The organism is Vibrio sp. L85 (assembly GCF_963871815.1).
Taxonomy (GTDB): domain Bacteria; phylum Pseudomonadota; class Gammaproteobacteria; order Enterobacterales; family Vibrionaceae; genus Vibrio; species Vibrio harveyi.
The window spans coordinates 43,351-61,045 of the sequence record NZ_CAWMYL010000246.1 but is presented as its reverse complement, the minus strand read 5'-3'; the positions used below and the strand labels follow the sequence as shown (position 1 = coordinate 61,045).

General features: G+C 46.2%; 15 protein-coding genes. 9 read left to right on the top strand and 6 right to left on the bottom strand.

From position 1 onward, the window contains the following. The first annotated feature begins 83 nt into the window (after positions 1-83). Positions 84-452 (top strand): winged helix-turn-helix transcriptional regulator, encoded by a 369-nt coding sequence (locus tag AACR11_RS27120; RefSeq protein ID WP_017190783.1) that lies wholly within the window; start codon positions 84-86, stop codon positions 450-452. A 105-nt stretch (positions 453-557) separates the two neighbouring features. Here AACR11_RS27120 and AACR11_RS27115 read toward each other — a convergent pair whose 3' ends face one another. Next, positions 558-1,097 (bottom strand): redoxin domain-containing protein, encoded by a 540-nt coding sequence (locus tag AACR11_RS27115; RefSeq protein WP_009696401.1) that lies wholly within the window; start codon positions 1,095-1,097, stop codon positions 558-560. Positions 1,098-1,334: 237 nt separating this feature from the next. Continuing rightward, a complete protein-coding gene (locus AACR11_RS27110; RefSeq protein WP_009696400.1) occupies positions 1,335-1,475 on the bottom strand; it encodes a hypothetical protein in 141 nt (46 codons plus the stop codon). Positions 1,476-1,702: 227 nt separating this feature from the next. Here AACR11_RS27110 and AACR11_RS27105 point away from each other — a divergent pair, with 227 nt between their 5' ends. Beyond that, positions 1,703-3,475 carry an SgrR family transcriptional regulator gene (locus AACR11_RS27105; protein ID WP_029788591.1) on the top strand — a complete coding sequence of 591 codons (1,773 nt, stop codon included), beginning with the start codon at positions 1,703-1,705 and terminating at the stop codon, positions 3,473-3,475. A gap of 9 nt (positions 3,476-3,484) precedes the next feature. Here the strand turns inward: AACR11_RS27105 and AACR11_RS27100 are convergent, their stop codons facing one another. Beyond that, positions 3,485-4,360 (bottom strand): LysR family transcriptional regulator, encoded by an 876-nt coding sequence (locus AACR11_RS27100; RefSeq protein ID WP_029788590.1) that lies wholly within the window; start codon positions 4,358-4,360, stop codon positions 3,485-3,487. Between the two features lie 141 nt (positions 4,361-4,501). Here AACR11_RS27100 and AACR11_RS27095 point away from each other — a divergent pair, with 141 nt between their 5' ends. Together AACR11_RS27095 and AACR11_RS27090 are read left to right on the top strand one after the other, a co-directional pair. Beyond that, positions 4,502-5,470 (top strand): aldo/keto reductase, encoded by a 969-nt coding sequence (locus AACR11_RS27095; RefSeq protein ID WP_079325284.1) that lies wholly within the window; start codon positions 4,502-4,504, stop codon positions 5,468-5,470. A gap of 9 nt (positions 5,471-5,479) precedes the next feature. After that, the gene (locus AACR11_RS27090; RefSeq protein WP_029788588.1) at positions 5,480-5,866 is read left to right on the top strand and encodes a GlcG/HbpS family heme-binding protein; all 387 of its coding nucleotides are present in this window, start codon (positions 5,480-5,482) and stop codon (positions 5,864-5,866) included. A 237-nt stretch (positions 5,867-6,103) separates the two neighbouring features. Here the strand turns inward: AACR11_RS27090 and manA are convergent, their stop codons facing one another. From manA to mngA, 3 genes are all read right to left on the bottom strand, one after another. After that, positions 6,104-7,297, bottom strand: coding sequence for a mannose-6-phosphate isomerase, class I (manA, locus tag AACR11_RS27085; protein WP_029788587.1), 1,194 nt, complete (start codon positions 7,295-7,297; stop codon positions 6,104-6,106). A 115-nt stretch (positions 7,298-7,412) separates the two neighbouring features. Continuing rightward, positions 7,413-10,052, bottom strand: coding sequence for a mannosylglycerate hydrolase (mngB, locus tag AACR11_RS27080; protein WP_029788586.1), 2,640 nt, complete (start codon positions 10,050-10,052; stop codon positions 7,413-7,415). A gap of 421 nt (positions 10,053-10,473) precedes the next feature. Continuing rightward, entirely contained in the window at positions 10,474-12,408 is a 1,935-nt protein-coding gene (gene mngA / locus AACR11_RS27075) for a PTS 2-O-a-mannosyl-D-glycerate transporter subunit IIABC (RefSeq protein WP_029788585.1), read from the bottom strand. Positions 12,409-12,721: 313 nt separating this feature from the next. On the opposite strand from mngA, the gene AACR11_RS27070 reads away from it, so the two are divergent. The 5 genes from AACR11_RS27070 to AACR11_RS27050 all read left to right on the top strand — a co-directional run bounded on the left by AACR11_RS27070 (position 12,722) and on the right by AACR11_RS27050 (position 17,686). Then, the gene (locus AACR11_RS27070; protein ID WP_009702404.1) at positions 12,722-13,441 is read left to right on the top strand and encodes a GntR family transcriptional regulator; all 720 of its coding nucleotides are present in this window, start codon (positions 12,722-12,724) and stop codon (positions 13,439-13,441) included. Between the two features lie 478 nt (positions 13,442-13,919). Then, the gene (locus AACR11_RS27065; protein ID WP_005425097.1) at positions 13,920-14,363 is read left to right on the top strand and encodes a PTS sugar transporter subunit IIA; all 444 of its coding nucleotides are present in this window, start codon (positions 13,920-13,922) and stop codon (positions 14,361-14,363) included. 13 nt (positions 14,364-14,376) lie between these two features. Continuing rightward, positions 14,377-15,789 (top strand): PTS mannitol transporter subunit IICB, encoded by a 1,413-nt coding sequence (locus tag AACR11_RS27060; protein WP_114145673.1) that lies wholly within the window; start codon positions 14,377-14,379, stop codon positions 15,787-15,789. A gap of 47 nt (positions 15,790-15,836) precedes the next feature. Beyond that, positions 15,837-17,108, top strand: coding sequence for a zinc-binding dehydrogenase (locus tag AACR11_RS27055; RefSeq protein ID WP_005452448.1), 1,272 nt, complete (start codon positions 15,837-15,839; stop codon positions 17,106-17,108). A 59-nt stretch (positions 17,109-17,167) separates the two neighbouring features. Further along, a complete protein-coding gene (locus AACR11_RS27050) occupies positions 17,168-17,686 on the top strand; it encodes an MltR family transcriptional regulator (protein WP_029788584.1) in 519 nt (172 codons plus the stop codon). Positions 17,687-17,695 lie beyond the last annotated feature (9 nt).

The window sequence follows — 17,695 nt, the reverse complement described above, 5'->3', positions numbered from 1 at the left end:
GAATGTTTTTATTACTCTAAAGCACGAAATGTAACTAACGTACTTTTCGTTACCTAGATTAGGTGCGTATCTTGAGGTGAATCGTGGAAAGTAGAATCAGTGTGGATAACAAAGGTCGCAAGTCTGTGGCGAATGTGTGCTCAGAGCCGTGTGCTATTGAAAAAGGGATGCGCTTAATTGGTGGCAAATGGAAAGGCTCTCTGATTTATCACTTGAAAGATGGTCCAGTTCGTTTCAATGATTTAGCTCGAATGCTTGGCGGCGCCAGTAAGAAGATGATTGACCAACGTTTAAAAGAGTTGGAAGCCGAAGGCATGGTAGTACGCCAAGTTATCAGTGACCGCCCAATAGCAGTCAGTTACGAGCTGACCGAATTTGGGCGTACGGCACTTAAGATCCTTGATGATTTGCGAATTTGGTCTGAAACACACCAAATTGAGTTACGAAAGTAATAGCCGAATAGTGGTTTAGCACTACGAATTCACCGTTTAAGCCAATAAAAATGCCAGCGTATCGCTGGCATTTTTTATGTCTGATTGTTGTCTAGCGAGAGGTGTTTAGTAATCTAACGTACCTCGGATAGGGTAGTTATTATCTGGATTACGGATCCAAGCTAAACCACGTGATAGCGCCCCAAGTTCTGGTCGAACAAACGGGTTGTTTGAGATATCGACGACATGCAAGTTGCCATGTTCATTCACCACAAACAAACCGGGTTCTGCGAAATTGTGGTCGGTCTCTTGTTCTGAACGCGGTATGGAAATGTACAGACCCAACGTTTTCATTTGCTCTTCGGTGAGCCCGTAAGCAATAGGGAAGCTGATTTCGAGTTTCTCTAGGTGTCCTTCTAGCTGCTCTTTTGAATCGCCTGAAACTGCAAGAATATCAACACCCGCTTCCGAGAAAGCTTGTTTGTATCCCTCTAACTCGTTGAGGTATTTGGTACACAGAGGACAGTGCTTACCACGATAAACGAATACAGCTTGCCAAGTCGCATCACCTTGCGGCTGACCTAATGTCACGCTTGAACCATCTAGCAAAGTTGCTTGAAGAGAAGGGAAATTGTCGCCCGCTTTAAGTTTTACTGAAGTTGCCATATTGACTCCTGAATCGGTCATTATCCATGAACCTCCTTTCTCAATAGCAGCTATTGGGTTGGAGATTTAAGCTTCAATGTAGACCCTGTTTCGAAGCATTTCAACTAGTTAACTTTTAGTAACCTAGTCGGAAATGGCAAGAATAAAAGATCGGAAAAGAAAAAGCAGAACTTAAAGATACAACGAAGTGGGGGTGTGGTATCAGGAGCTAAGTTCTGCTTGGTGTTGTTCTTTCCGTTATGACCAATTAAACAATTCGATCATGTAAGTCAGAGCTAAAACTTCAAGTTTGTTTTCTGATTGCGCTACGCGCTTTTGGAAATAAGCTGCCATGGTAGGCAACGTTTCAGTCGATTGAGTTGTGCTTCTACATCGCATGACATTTCCTCCTTGTTGCTGATGAATTCAGTATGCAAAGAAAAGAGGAGCTGAAAAAGAGAGTAGATTTCTGGTGTTTATTCCTAATTAGGTGCGGGAAGTGCGCTAAATCACCAATTTTTATTATCAGGGGAGCAAAAAGAGGAACAAAGTGATAGGAAGTTTTCTTATTTTCTACGGATGAAGTTGAGTAAAATAAACTTATACCCACTTATTGAGGGCGCTCGGTGTCTGATCTCAACTTGTTTCGTTATTACCAACGGCTTACTCCACTTGGCATTGGTGGTGAAGTCAAAACCACATTGCAGGAAGTTGCTGACTTGCTGTTTACTTCTCCTCGCCATGCACGCAGCTTGCTGTCTCAAATGCAGGAGCAAGAATGGTTGAGTTGGCAACCAAAAGCAGGGCGAAATCAACGTTCGACGCTTCTGTTAAATATTGAGCTGAGTGCACTAAAGGAAAGCCTCGCACTGGAGCGGATCAAACGAGGGAAATATGAAAAAGCGCTAGCGATCCTTGATGAAGACGAGGCGGCATTTGGTCGACTACTCAAGACCACATCAGGTGCATCCGTTCAAGAAGGTCGACTCAATATTCAGCTCACTTATAAACGCATGTTTGAACGTATTGTCCCGCACCAATTGCACCGCAGCAGTGAACGCTTTTTCTTGCGCCAAATTTATTGCTGCTTGGTATCGAGTGACTACTACGGTGTGGTGAAGCCAGAGCTGGCACACCATTGGCGATATGATGAGAAAAGCTATGAGTGGACGTTTTATCTTCGTCCGGGGCTAACATTCCACAATGGTACACCGATAAATGCCGATACAGTCGTTAGTCTTTTTGCCAAACTCAGTTCACTCGAACTGTATGAAAAAGAACTTGCCCATGTGGCAAACATTACTGCGCCAAATCCTCTAAAAGTGGTCTTTACCCTTAGTAAACCAGATTTGGGGTTTGCAGGGCTAATCTCTGGTGTGAAATATGGCATTCAACCCGTTAGCCAAGTCAACGTTGCCAACAACAACTTGGTCGTTGGTAGTGGTCCGTTCTCTGTGATTGAGCACAGTGCTCATCGGTTAAAGCTGCAGGCGTTCGATGGTTATTACGCATGTCGAGTACTGACTGATATGGTGACGATCTGGATCGTCAATGACGAGAGGATGGAAAACCCATCCTTAGCCGCAAATCCCCCTCAAAAGCAGGTGGAAAAAGTCAGAGATGAGCTTTCTGAGAGCATGTGTGGGCATTATATGTCGACCCAAGATGCAGAGTCTGCACCTGCAAGCCAACATAGTCGCACAGAGGATGGATGTTTGTTCGCTCTGTTTAATCAGCATGCTAGGCATCCGCTTTCTCAGAGTCAACGTCGCTATATTGCCGAGTTAATCCAACCGGAGCGACTTACGGAGGTCATGCGCAAAGAAAATATTGTGTTTGGAAGCGTGCCTGCTTACAACTTGCTACCGAACTGGAAGCCTGTATTACGTCCGTTTGGTGAAGAGAGCAAACTACCAAAAAACATCACCATTGCCGGCTATAACTATACGGCATTGCGTCGATGCGCGCGTGCAATCGCGAGTCGTTTAGAGGGAACGGGAAGTAAGGTTGATATCGTCATGTACACCTACCGAGAGTTAAGTGAAAAAGCTCGAAATGGTACCCTTGATGAGACGTTAGTGATCACCAATATCAACTTGGATGACAATCGCCACGCTTCGGTGTTTACTAACTTTTTCAGCAACGTCGTATTACATCACACCTTGGGAGAAGAGAATGCCGAATGGTTGAATGAGCAACTAGAGAATGTACGTGGCTATACGGCGTTAGAGGATTATCTCAAAGCGTTAGAGCCGATCGCCTCAACACTGGTCAGTGAGTATTGGATAGCGCCTATGTTCCATCATACGCAAACTTTACGCTTTCAAGGTGTTCTAGAAGACGTTGCCCTAACCAACTGGGGCTGGCCGGATATTCGCTCGGTGTGGTCAGCGGATTAACTGCCTCAGTTATTGAGCAAAGTACTGCTTCACGAATTCAATGAAGGCTTTGGTTTTCGCCGATTGATAGATGAGTTGCGGATACACTAAGTATACTGCGTTGTGTTGGTGGTCAGTTTCTTCCGACAGAACCTGCACTAGTCGGCCATTATCAACGTCTTGCTCGACAAAGTAACTTGCTAATCGTGCAATGCCATTGCCAGACAGGGCTGATTCTTTGAGTAAGCGGTTTTCATTGCTAGAAAGCCAACCTTGGGTTTGAACCGTTCCCGTTTTTAAAGGCCACTCTTTTTGGTGCAGTGTGGTTAAACATTGATGATGTTGTAAATCATCTAATGTCTTCGGGGTGCCTTCTTCTTGTAGATACTGAGGAGAAGCAACCAGCCAGTGGTAGTAGTCCAAAAGGTGATGCGCAATCATATTCTCGGGCGGCGTTCTTGTCGCTCGAAATGCAAAGTCGACGCTGGTTTCTGTCAGATTAAACGCTTGATAGCTAGAAAGGATCTCGAATTCTACGTTTGGATGTAGAGCGCGAAACGCTACGCACAAATCATGCAGTACCGCTTCAGCAAACATCTTGGGAGCGGTAAGCCGAATCAGACCGTCTATTTGCTCAGATTGCTGACTTAAACTCTTTTCCATTTCCATTACGCGGCGTTTGAGATCTTCCGCTTGTGCAAAGATCGATTCACCTTCTGCCGTCAATCTCACGCTGCGTGTGGTTCGAACAATCAAAGGCGTGGCGAGCTCCGATTCCAGTCGCTTGATTTGTTCCGACAGGTAACTTTTAGAAATGCCAAGTTGCTCCGCTGCCCTAGAAAAGTTGAGTGTTTGAGCCACTTCGGCAAACAGCATCAGTTTTTCGATTCTCTTGTAATCTGCCATCTTGATTGTTCGCTTTAATTGTTCGGTAATGAGGATAATGAATTCGATTTTACGGTATTAAACTAATTTTTACGAACGGTAAGATAGTTCGAGTTAATTTCAGAAGTTGAAAATGCAGAAATCGGAAAAGTGAGAATAACGATGAACAATCCAACACTACCGCTCGCCAAAACCTTACCTAACGTTAGCCGCTTGGTCTTCGGCTGCATGGGGCTTGGAGGGGAGTGGAATCGCAACCCGTTAACCGCCCAAGATGAAAACCAAGCTTATGCCGCAGTAGAGGCAGCATTAGAGGTGGGCATCAATCTCTTTGATCATGCGGATATCTACAAATTCGGTAAGGCAGAAGCAGTGTTTGGGCGCATCTTAGCCAGTGACTCAACGTTACGAGAGCGAATTTATCTGCAATCCAAGTGCGGCATCCGTCTAGGAGATGAGCAAGGTGTGAAGCAGTATGACTTCTCTGCTAAATGGGTGACGGCTTCTGTTGAGGGCATTCTTGAGCGCCTCGGCGTGGAGAATCTTGATGTTTTGATGCTGCATCGCCCAGATCCTTTGGTTGAATTTGAAGAACTGGGCACAGCGCTCCAAGCACTGAAACAAGCTGGCAAAGTTAACCACTTCGGTGTCTCTAACATGAACAGTGCTCAAATTGATCTTCTTCAACAAGCAACGGGCGAAACTGTTGTGGCGAACCAGTTGGAAATGAGTCTGGCTAAGTCTGACTTCATCAAGCAAGGCATGGGGATTCCTTCGTCTGCATCTGACTACGTTGCAGGAACACTGGAACATGCCCGTAAGCACAATATCCAACTGCAAGCGTGGGGCAGTATGGTGCAGGGAAGATTTTCAGAGCGTGGCTTACATTCTGATGATCACAATACCAGACAGACGGCGGAGATGGTGATGGCGCTAGCAGCTGAATATGGCGTGTCGTCTGAGGCGATTGTTTTAGCCTTCCTGACGCGTCACCCAAACCAAATCCAGCCTGTTATTGGTACTGCGAACCCACAGCGTATTCGCGCTTGTGCTCAAGTAGAGAACGTCACGCTGTCGCGCAGTCATTGGTATGGCTTGTTTGAGAAAACCCTTGGTCATGAGATCCCGTAGGAGAGAAAAATGAAATACGTACAAGTTCAAACTCTGATTCAAACGGCATTGGAAATTGCGACTGCTCGCAAGCAAAACATTGCGGTTGCCGTGGTTGATACACATGGCGAATTGTTCGGTTTTGTCCGAATGGATGATGTGAGCGTGCAAGCAGGTTTGTTGGCACAAAACAAAGCCTATACCTCGGCTAGAGACCGTCAACCTAGTGGCAATCTGGGCGCTTGGGCTCGTGAGACGGGTAAGCAGTTGAGTTATTGGACTGACCCAAAGATCACGGGCTTTATGGGTGGGGTACCTGTAGAACAAGAGGGGAAAGTCGTCGGTGCAATTGGTATCAGTGGTTTGGCAGAGCAAGACGATGAAGCGCTTGCGATGGAAGTATTAAAAGCGCTGTAAACAAAAAATCCCACCAATGCTCTTCGCTAGACATTGGTGGGGATGGTCAAAATGATGGAGTTGACCACGAATATCAACGGTAAATGCCTGCTCGTCTTCGAAAAGCGTCATCGAAGTGGAGCGTGACAAGGTAGTTATTGCTGACCACTGACAAAATCAGCGCAAACCTAGGTTAGGAGCGTGCTTACTGGATAACAGAAAGCCGCTATCCAATAAGCTGTCAGTTCATTTTGCCAATCAGTTAAAGGCGCGAGCTAAGGTTCCGTGACCTTGGCAAACGTACTTTACTGAGTTGCTGCAGACGAATACCGATTCACCCGCTTTCAATGTGATGTGATCGTCTTGGCTAGAAACCGAGATTTCCCCTTCGATACAAAACAAAATCTCTGCGCTACGTACGAATTGAGTCGTTGCAGCGCCTTCAACTGCCATCACTTCAAAACCGAAATCATCCACCGGAATTGGGTAACTAAGCTTGCCTTGTTTATGTACTGGCGCGAGCTTGATCTGCTCTGGGTCAATCGCGTTGAAGATGGTGTTGTCGATAAGCTCAGGAACGTCGATGTACTTAGGTGTTAAGCCAGCGCGCAGCACGTTGTCTGAGTTCGCCATGATCTCCAAACCTGTCCCTTGAACGTATGCGTGTGGCGTTTCTGCATGGAGGAACATTGCTTCGCCCGGAGCGAGTTCAATCGTGTTCAACATCAATGGCGAAAATAGACCAATATCGTCCGCGTAATGCTGACGGAAGTCTTGAATATAGTCATAGGCTTCTCGTGCCATGGCGGTTTTCGCAGGGCGCTCTAGGCTCGCGTAAAGCTCATTCAAAGCCTGTTGTTTGCGCTCGCCTTCTAACGACATAATTGCAGAGAAGAACACTTTTAGACCTTCACTGTTTGGTGTGGCTTTCAGTGCGTTGATTTCTGTCTCTAGAGTAGAGATGTTCGCTTGCTTAAACAGAGATAAGATCTGCTCAATTGGACGGAAGCCGTTCATCGCTTTGTAGAACGTCAGCGCGTAAACCAATTCCGGTTTGTGGTTTGGATCTTTGTAGTTACGGTTTGCAGCATTAAGTGGAATGCCTTGTTCGTTTTCACGAGCAAAGCCCATTTCTGCTTTGTGCTTACTTGGGTGTACTTGAATGGACAGCGGTGTTTCAGCTGCCAGTACTTTGAATAGGAACGGCAGTTCACCAAAACGTGCAGCGGTGTAATCACCCAGCGATTGCGCTTTGTTTTGGTTGATGACTTCTGACAGCAGTTGTTTGGTGTCAGCAAGCTTTGAACAACCGTTTGGATGAGCACCCATCCAGATTTCTGCTTGTGGCTCGTTCGCTGGATTGTCGATGCCGAATAAATCATGAATCGAGGTGTGGCTGCCCCAAGCGTAGTTTTGAATCACATTGTCCAGTTTGAATAGAGCGTGTTGCATGGCGATATTCTCTTGATTGGAACGAAAGAAGAGGAGAGGCTTGCTCCACGATGAGAGCAAGCCTGAGTCGGTTTGGACGGGTTATCTAGTTGATGACCTTATCCTGAGAACCGGATTAGAACTTCACTTGGAAAGATTTAACCTGACACGGTTTCAGCGTACCGAACGATGCAGTGTCCACTTCATTTAGTAGCACTTTCTCGTCTAGCTGTGTTTCTTTCCATGACGTTACTTCTGAAGTAAACGCCACTGTGTCGTTAATCACTTCGCTCTCTGATGGGTTGTAGACGCGTAGGATGAGTGCATCCTCGTCTTCCGCCTTCTTCAGCACGCTCAGTACCGCACCCTCTAGCGATTTGTTTAGCAAGCTGTGCGTTAGCGGTAGGTTTTGTTCGCCTACGTTCAGCTTCATCGCGTTGTAAGGGATTTTGTTGTAGCACTGGATTGGAGTCACGTTGTCACGCGCCGCTGCCATTACGTTTGCTTCGATGTGGTTGCCCGCGAAACCGAATAGTGCGAACTCACAAACGATCTTGCCGCGTACTTGTGAATCTGGCGTCGGGATCTTGATACCAGATGGACGACCCGGACGAAGCAACAACTCTTCTTTACCCAATACGCCTATACCACGCAGAAGGGTTAGGGCGAATGTGTCACGCTCTCCATTGCCTTGGCTTGAAATCACTTCAAACTCACGCAGACCGTTGCTCATTAGCGCCATACCACCTTGTGCGTTCTCAACCGCAGCAAAGTTCATTAGCTGGTAAACCGGCACTGGTGCTTCTTTCCAGCCGTCTGCTTCCCAGTTCGCCATTTCTGGATCGTTCGTTGGACGAGTGATCAAACCGAACTGGTTGTCCGCTACCACGGTTTCAGACACAAACGGTGTTGGTACTAATACGCGAACGCGGTGGTCGTCTGCTTGGTTGTCTAGCTCCATGCGAACTTCAATACGGCGTGTACCTTGTTTTAGAACCACTTGGCAGTTCACGTCTAGGTAACCGTTTTGACCTGTACGCTCTTCACGTTGTTGTAGGTTCTCTGGCAAGTTCATACGCAGTTTGATGGTTGCGACAGATTGGAAGCCTTCGTGCTTCACATTCACTTCAGCGTCGAATTCGTCTGAGTACAGCAGCCACTCTTTACGAGAAGGTGAGTAGTCGTATTCGTCACCATCGTCAGAGCCGTCTTCAATGCGCAACGCTTGTTCGAAAAGGTGCTCTGTCTCTTTGTCGAAAATGTTCAGAGTGCCGTTTGCGTTTATGTTGATGCGGTAGAATTCGTTCTCAAGAAGGAACTCTTTCTGCTCAGCCACTTTTTGCGTGCCTTTCTCATTCGCTTGAATGTGTAGGGTAGTGAAGCCCATCGCTGGCACAGTGTGCTTGATTTGAATGTCGTATTCGATGAACGGGTCGTAGTTACCGTAGTGAACGATTTGACGGTCAATCTTACCTGGGTCGATCACGCGTTGATCTTGGATGAAGTATTCAACTGGCGTGCCGTTTTCATCAAACAGGTTGAACTGTTCTGCACGGATAGTGATGGTGGTGTTTACCACTTCTTCACGAGCGTATGGCGATAGGTTGAATAGTGCTAGCTTGTCGCAACCTTCGCGTGCAGGCATGTGGTCAACAATCTTACGTTTGTAGAAGTTGATCAGGTTGGTCGCCATGTCGTCAGCAAGGATGTAACGGTTCAAGATCTCTGCGTGTACTTTGTCTGAACAGCAGCAGCCAATCGAGTCGTGAGCGTGGTTCTTCATGCTCTCTTTCCACATCTTCTCGATTAGACCGTGGTGGTATTCGAAACCTAGTGTCCATGCGATAGACGCTAGTGGCTCAAGAATGTTTACGATCTTGTTTTCTACTTCTGCGTGGATCAGTTTGATGTCCATACGCGTTGAAGAAATACTACGGTGAACACGCATGTATTTACCGTCGTTGAACTCGCCTTTGATGGTATCAAGCTGATCGCGCTCGGCTTCAATACGCTCGAACACTTCTTCAAAGCGGCTCATTTTGAATTCTTTGTCTGGGTAGATTTCACGTAACTTATCCATCACCTCGAAGATGTCTTTTTGGATAGGCATTTGGTCGTGACCGTTTGGTAGTAAGATGTCTTTGGTTACCGACGGTTTTTCTAGCACTGGGAAGTATTTATCTAGACGTGCGCGCAGACCTTCTTCGTCTTGCGGTAGGTATTTACCAATCGCGTAACCCAGTGGCAGGACTTGCGCAGAGACTTCGCTGCCATCGTTTGATTGCCACAAGAACTCGGTTTTATCTGTGCCGTGACGCTCTGAACAACCACGCCAGAACATCGCGCGATTGATGCCGAAACCGTTGTAGATAGCTGGCAGCTGAGAGCTCATAGAGAATGAATCTGGCAGGTAACCAATCTTCATTGGCTCGCCTAGCGCTAGACAGTCGCGCAATCCGTAAAGCATGTTACGTACGATAGATTCGCCAGATACTTGCATCGTATCTGTTTGAGAGTACCAAGGACCAACAATCAGCTTGCCTGCTTGTACTAGCTCACGTACGCGCTCTTTATTTTCTGGCTTGATTGCGAAGTAATCTTCCAGAACTGCGGTTTGACCGTCTAGAACGTAGTATTTGTAGTCTGGATCGTTTTCCAGACGAGTCATGATTTCTTCCATGTTGTTCACTAGCAGAATGCGAGACTCTTCTGTAGTGAAGTACCATTCACGATCCCAGTGCATGTGAGGAGTAATATGAACGCGAGATGTAGTCATAACTTTTACCGTCTTAGGCAATAATTGCCGTTAATTTGTTTTAAATTTGATTGTTTTCTATTCGTTTTTGCGGCGTTTATGCTTGCCGACGAATATTTAGGGCGCAGAAATCCCACGCCCAAAGTTTGTGTTGAGCGAATCTATATACCCAAGTGATTTCAAACTGCAGGATTCAGAGCGTTGTCATTGATTCGAGTTCAAGGAAAACAATGCAGTGTAATAGCTCTCTATTTCCAAATTGTTTGAAGCAGAAATCGGGTCAATGACACGCTCCCAAAGGGCGAGTTGCCTTGGCATGTATACTTTGTTGCCGATTTTTGATTTAGACCCACTAGACCTTCAAATCGCCGCCGCGTCTACAAACCAAGTCATTCTCGCTGAACCAAGCAGCTTGAAGTTACTTGGGTATAAATAATTCGAGTTAATGTTGAGCGGCAGCCTCAGTGACAAATTTGCCCTTTTTTACTGCGTGTGCTCGCCACATGATGAGAGTGATGGTCGAGATAGTTGCACCAATCAGCGCAGCGCCAAACCAGATTGCCGCAGCTGTGAATGCGCCTAGACCTGCATCGTGTAGTAGGAAGATTGAGAAGATACCTGCACCCGGAGTCGATAGACCTACGCCAGCAGCGCCCACCATTGCGCCTGTTACGACAGAGCCAAGTAGGAATGAGCCAATAACGCGGATTGGGTCTTCGATAGCCATCGGAATCGCACCTTCAGTGATACCCGCTAGACCAAGCAACCACGTTGATTTACCCGTCTCGATTTCGAAATCTTTAAACAGGCGAGGTGCAAGCATGGTTGAAGCCGTTACTGTGAACGCAGAGACCATTTTCACCGAACCGAAGATAGCGTATGGGCCGTAAACGCCGTTCGCCATTGCACCCAGACAGAATGCGTAAGCGGCTTTGTTGACTGGACCACCAAGGTCAAACGATACGAATAAACCAATTACTGCGCCTAGAAGTAGGGCGTTGGTACCAGACATGCCGTTTAACCAGTCCGTCAAACCTTGGTTTAGCCAAGCAACAGGTTTACCGATAACGAACAGCATCAGTGAGCCAGCAACCAAAGTACCGATAACCGGGTATAAGTAGAAAGTTAGGAAGCCGTTGAACGCAGGGTTTAGACGTACGTTTTCTTTTACCCAACGCATGACGTAACCAGCAATCAAACCACCGACAACACCACCAAGGAAGCCAGAGCCGATAAGGTTTGCAGCGATACCTGCGGCAAAGCCTGGACCAAGCGCTGGTTTATCTGCCAATGAGTAAGCGGTGTATGCTGCTAGTACAGGAACCATCAATGTACCCAGTAGACCACCACCTAGCTTGCGGTACATCCACAGCCAAGAGCCTTCTTCTGCATACAAATCTTGTAGGTTGAACATTTGTGCCAATAGCACGGCAACAGCAAGTACGGTACCGCCAGCAACGATAAGAGGAACGGCGTAAGAGATACCTGATAGCAGTGCTTGTTTCAGTTCAGTCTTAAGCGGTAGCTTCTTCGGTTTGTCATTGGTTGCAACCGCAGCGCCTGCGCTTCGACCTGCTTTACCTGCTTCAATCGCTTCGTTAAGAATGCGCTCAGAGTGTTTGATTGGCTCAGCAACTGGTACTTCTACACGAGGAATGCCTTCAAAACGTTCAAGTTCTTTGATCGCCACTTCTGCCGCGAAAACGACTGCCGTTGCACTGTTTAGCTGTTCGGCAGTCAGACGATCTTCAATACCGTTCGCACCTTGCTTTTCAACATGTACGTTGTAACCCAGCTTCTTACCTGTCTTCTCTAGGTATTCTGCTGCCATGTAGGTGTGGGCAATACCCGCAGGGCAAGCCGTCACACAAACGATGGTTGGTGCATTTGTATCTAATTGGTCTTGTTTTTCTTCTTGCTCTGTTTGACCATCAAGCAAAGCGAAAATTTGTTCTACATTTGTAGCATTTAGCACTGCCTCACGAACATCGTCATCCACTAGGGTTGTGGTCAGTTCGGTCAACAGGTGCATGTGTGTTGAACCTGCTTCCGCATTTGGAATTGCGATTAAGAAGATCAGGTTTACGTCTTCGTCTTCATCCAGACCTTGCCACTTTAAGTCTTGCTTTAGTATGGCTACGGCAAATGCCGCCTCTTTTACTGCATCTGTCTTACCGTGCGGTACTGCTAAGCCTTCGCCTAGCGCCGTCGGACCTTGCTCTTCGCGAGCAAACACTGCTTGTAGGTATTCTTCCTTGTTATGCAGTTTGCCTTCCTGGTTTAGCTGGTCGGCAAGTGCACGAATCGCTGCGTCACGACTTTCAAACGTCGTTTGTAGGTTTATCAGCGATGGGTTTGTAAGAGAGGTTAATTTCATAACTTTTGTCCCATTGTCACATTCGACATTGTTGTGCATTCAACAATGATGTGAATAATACCTTTTAAATACAAATGATCCGTGATCAGGATCGCAGTTGAATTAAAATATGTATTATTGTTGTATTGTTTTGGCTTGTTTTTGTATGCCGATATGCGAACAAGTGCTTGTCATGTTGACCTGAATTCGTATTATAGAGTCTATAAACCAAGTCTTTCTTGCAATGATAGTTCACTCTGGTGTGTTCGGTTCTTGAGTTGTCTCAAACAAGCTCACTTGAACGATCATTTGTATTGTTTTTATAGAGGTAAACATGGCAAGACTGCCAATGTATCGCCAGATTGCAGATGCGATTCGTGAAAAGATCAGCGATGGCGAATACGAAGTAGGAACCGCTCTTCCTACCGAAGCCCAGTTACGCGAGGAATTCTCTTGTAGCCGAGTCACGGTTCGCCAAGCGTTAAAATTGCTGATTGAAAATGGTGAACTGGAAAGCGTGCAGGGTAGCGGTACCTATGTGAAAGAGAACAAGGTTAACTACGATATTTACCAGCAGACCAGCTTTGCAGAGAAGTGGGCGCATTTAAATGCGGTGACGCACAGTGACGTGGTTGCGTTCGAGATCACCAAAGCATCGTTAACTATGGCTGAAGCTCTGAACATTAATGAGGACGACAAAATCTTTTACGTGAAGCGTGTTCGTTATCTTGATAACAACCCAATTACAGTAGAAGAAACCTGGCTACCAACAGAGATGTTCCCTGATCTCACCTACCAAGTGATGCAAGGCTCTAAGTATCACTTTATCGAGAAAGAGAAGGGCATGGTGATTGATCGCAGCGAACAAGAAATCATCCCGGTATTGCCGCCGCAAGACATTGCAGACTTGTTAGACATCGACCCAGCACAACCGATCATTGAGAAGCGCACACGTGGTTTCTTACAAGGTGATGTGGTGTTTGAATACAGCCGCAACTATTTTAAATCGACCGACTATAAGTTTACGCTGGTGGCGAAACGTCATAAGTCGTAAGTGCGATACAACTCACTTCTTCTCAAACCCGCCACTCGGCGGGTTTTCTGTATCTGCTATTCACTATCTACTTGCTATTCATTATTTTCTGAAACTAAGCAACGTTTCGATTTCTTTTCGCAAACAAGTGTGATGATTGTCCCTGTTCGAAACGTGTTGGCACCGAATCAGTGGAAAATGAAGTTTGAATTTAATCACGATAAATAGTGAGTCAAGAGTCGTAATGTGATCAAGTTATATTATTGGTAAATTTTAGAAATGTTTGGATTGGTGCGTGGGTTCAAACTATGCCTATTGACATGTTGCTTAAAGAAAATTTGTTGCTAATTTTCTTTGTCTATTTTTGAACTACGTTGATTAAAACAAATTGACAGCTATTTAATTGTGATTTGTTGCACAAAAGGAGCGTGGTTGCGTGGTTTAGCTACTCTTATTGATAATTAACCCATCGAAACCGAACTGTTGATAGGGTTTAAAAATGCTGTATGAATTAATCGACCACGAACTAGTAGATGTTATTAATGACCGCGCTTACCAATGGCAAGACGCAGTTAAAAAGACAACGCAATACCTAGAAGACAAAGGTTACGTTTCTCAGCAATATGCGGATGCCATCATCCAATCGACCGAAGAAAATGGTCCTTACTATGTGTTGTGCCCAGGACTGGCAATGCCACATGCTCGTCCAGAAACCGGTGTGCTAAAAACGGGCTTGGGCATTCATATCTTCCCTTCACCAGTTGATTTTGGTTCGGACCTTGGTCCTGCCAATATTCTTATTACCCTAGCTGCAAAAGACTCTGATACCCACATTGAGGTGATTCAAGCGTTAAGCGAGATGTTTGTGGACGAAGAGAACATTGCAAAGCTGGCACAAGCCTCATCTAAGGAGCAAGTGCTAGACATAATAAAAGCATACTAAAAAGGAATATAACGTGAAACCAAACATGCGAGCCAATGTGCAAGCCTTCGGGGGTCATTTGACCGCCATGGTGCTGCCAAATATCGGAGCCTTTATCGCTTGGGGCTTTATTACTGCACTCTTTATTCCAACGGGTTGGATGCCAAACGAAGCATTTGGTGAACTTGTTGGTCCAATGATCACTTACTTATTGCCGCTGTTAATTGGATATACGGGCGGTCAGATTGTTGGTGACAAACGCGGAGCGGTTGCTGGTGCCATCGGTACCATGGGCGTTATTGTTGGTGCTGACATTCCAATGTTTGTCGGCGCAATGATTATGGGTCCGCTCAGTGCTTGGGTTGTGGTGCAAATGGATAAACGAATCCAACATCGCATCCCTTCGGGCTTTGAGATGGTGGTGAACAACTTCTCATTGGGTATTGTGGGCATGATTTTATGTCTATTCGCCTATGAGATTGTTGGTCCTGCAGTAACGGCGGCTAACTTATTCGTTAAATTGGGCATTGAAGCTTTGGTTGCAACGGGATTCCTTCCTTTGCTTGCGATCATCAATGAACCAGCGAAAGTGCTGTTCCTTAACAATGCCATCGACCAAGGGATTTACTACCCGTTAGGTCTGCAGGCAGCAGCTGAAACAGGCAAATCTATCTTCTTTATGGTGGCATCTAACCCAGGTCCGGGTCTTGGTATGCTGTTGGCTTACGCGAAGTTTGGTCAAGGTCTGTCTAAACGTTCTGCGCCAAGTGCCATCATCATTCACTTCTTTGGTGGTATTCACGAGCTGTACTTCCCGTACGTGCTAATGAAGCCAATTATGATTGTGGCAATGATTGCAGGTGCGGCGACTGGTATCGCAACCTTCAACCTACTGGATGCCGGTTTGGTAGCAGGTCCAAGTCCAGGCTCAATCTTCTCTTACCTAGCTCTTACTCCAAAAGGCAGTTTCCTAGCGACCATCGCAGGTGTCACAACAGCAACAATAGTTTCCTTCCTTGTCGCAAGTGCGATTCTGAAGATGAGCAAAGCAGAAAACAAAGAAGACGAGTTTGAACAGTCTGTCTCTGAGATGAAAGACATGAAAGCGGAAGGTGCAATTAAACCTGCAACGCAACAAGTAAACAAACCAATTTCATTTGTCGCATTTGCTTGTGACGCTGGTATGGGCTCAAGCGCAATGGGGGCTTCAACCTTCAAGCGCAAGTTAGTACAAGCCGGGATTGATATTGAAGTGAAGAACTTTGCCATCGAAAAAGTGCCAAGTGAGGCCGACATTGTCGTGACACACGAAAGTTTAGAAAGCCGCGCAGTAAACGCAACAGGCTTGCCTGTCGTGACAATTAAGAACTTCCTTAATGACCCAGCGCTTGACGAGCTGATGGATAAGATTAAGCAACAAACGGTCGCGACTGAGCAACCAGCCTAACAATGCAGTATGGGGTGGAACATTCCGCCCCATGTAGGAGAGAAATCATGGTACAAACAACGGCAGCAGTTATCTGTGGCGAGAAAGACGTTCAACTAAGAACTTTTGATTTGCCAAACATTTCAGCCGATGAACTTCTGGTTAAAAACATTTCAAACAGCATCTGCCTTTCCACTTACAAAGCGGCATTGCTAGGCAGCAAACACAAACGCGTACCTGAGAACATTGATGAAGTGCCGGTGATGACGGGCCATGAGTACGCCGGTGTGATTGTTGAAGTCGGTGAGAACCTAAAAGACCAATACAGAGCAGGCGATTACTTTGTTCTGCAACCTGCAATGGGTTTGCCTACTGGTTACTCGGCAGGCTACAGCTATGAGACTTTTGGCGGCAACGCAACGTATTCCATCATTCCTAAAATCGCTATCGACTTAGGTTGCGTTTTGCCTTACCACGGTGACTACTTTGCAGATGCGTCTTTGGCTGAGCCAATGTCATGCATCATCGGTGCTTACCATGCTAGTTACCACACTAAACAATACGTGTACGAGCACGATATGGGCATCAAAGAGGGGGGGGCGTTAGCGCTGTTAGCTTGTGCTGGTCCAATGGGGATTGGCGCGATTGATTACGCGATTAACGGACCAGTGAAGCCAAAATTGATCGTGGTGACGGACATCGACGCCGCACGTTTAGACCGAGCAGAGTGCTTAATTCCGGTTGAGAAAGCAAAAGAGCAAGGCGTTGAGCTGCATTACGTGAATACAGCCCAAGTTGATGATCCTGTCACTTATTTGAAAGCGCTTAACGACGGCAAAGGCTACGATGACGTGATGGTATACGCAGCAGTATCGCAAGTATTAGAGCAAGCCGACGAGCTGTTGGGTAACGACGGCTGCTTGAACTTCTTCGCAGGACCTACCGATAAGAAATTTAAAGTACCGTTTAACTTCTACAATGTGCATTACGAGTCAACGCATATTGTGGGCACGTCTGGTGGCTCAACTGGCGACATGGTGGAGTCTATCGACTTGTCTTCACAAGGTAAGATCAATCCATCGTTCATGATCACACACGTTGGTGGTCTGCAAGCTGCGCCACATACGATTTTGAATCAGTTGGATATTCCGGGTGGTAAGAAGTTGATTTACCCGCATATTGACCTGCCGTTGACCGCGATTGATGACTTTTTATCGTTGGCAGACCAAGACCCGTTCTTCGTCGAATTAGACGCAATTTTGAACGCAAACAACTATGTGTGGAATGCTCATGCAGAAAAAGCGTTACTTGAGTTTTATGACGTGAGCTTAACGGTTTAGTTGCAACGAATTTGTGTGGTAGCCTCTGTGCTGCCACATAATGGAGAGGTCATAAGACGTTGTCACGTGAAGATGAATTACTGGAGAAGCTGGACGAGTGCGAAAATGCCACTGCGTTTCTTCAGGTTTCTAACAAAATAATTAACCTCAAGTTAAAAGCACTGCTTCCGAAAGTGTTCGTTCAAGACGACCTCGTGAAGGAGTATGCTGTGGATCCTTTATTGAAAGAAGATGGTCCGTTAGCAACAACCGATGTGGTGTCTAAGTTGATGTTTGCAATGGGCAAGATCTCACTGGAAACTTACGCTGACATTGGGTTGTACGATCAGGTGTTGGAGTTCGCGGTCACTCAGTCGGAAAAGGTCGAATTTGCCGATGACGTGATTTACGACTTCATCAAAAACCAATCAGTACTCTCTTCCCAGCAAGACAGCTTTTATCTTGAGTCGATCAATCAGCTTAAGTTCTCTTCGTTTGAGTCCTTTTCGCAAATGAGATACGAAGCGCTCATCAAAACAGTATTAAAGCTGTCGTGCGAAATGTTGATAGAAAGAATCGAAGGGGAGATAAATCAATAAGGGTTCACC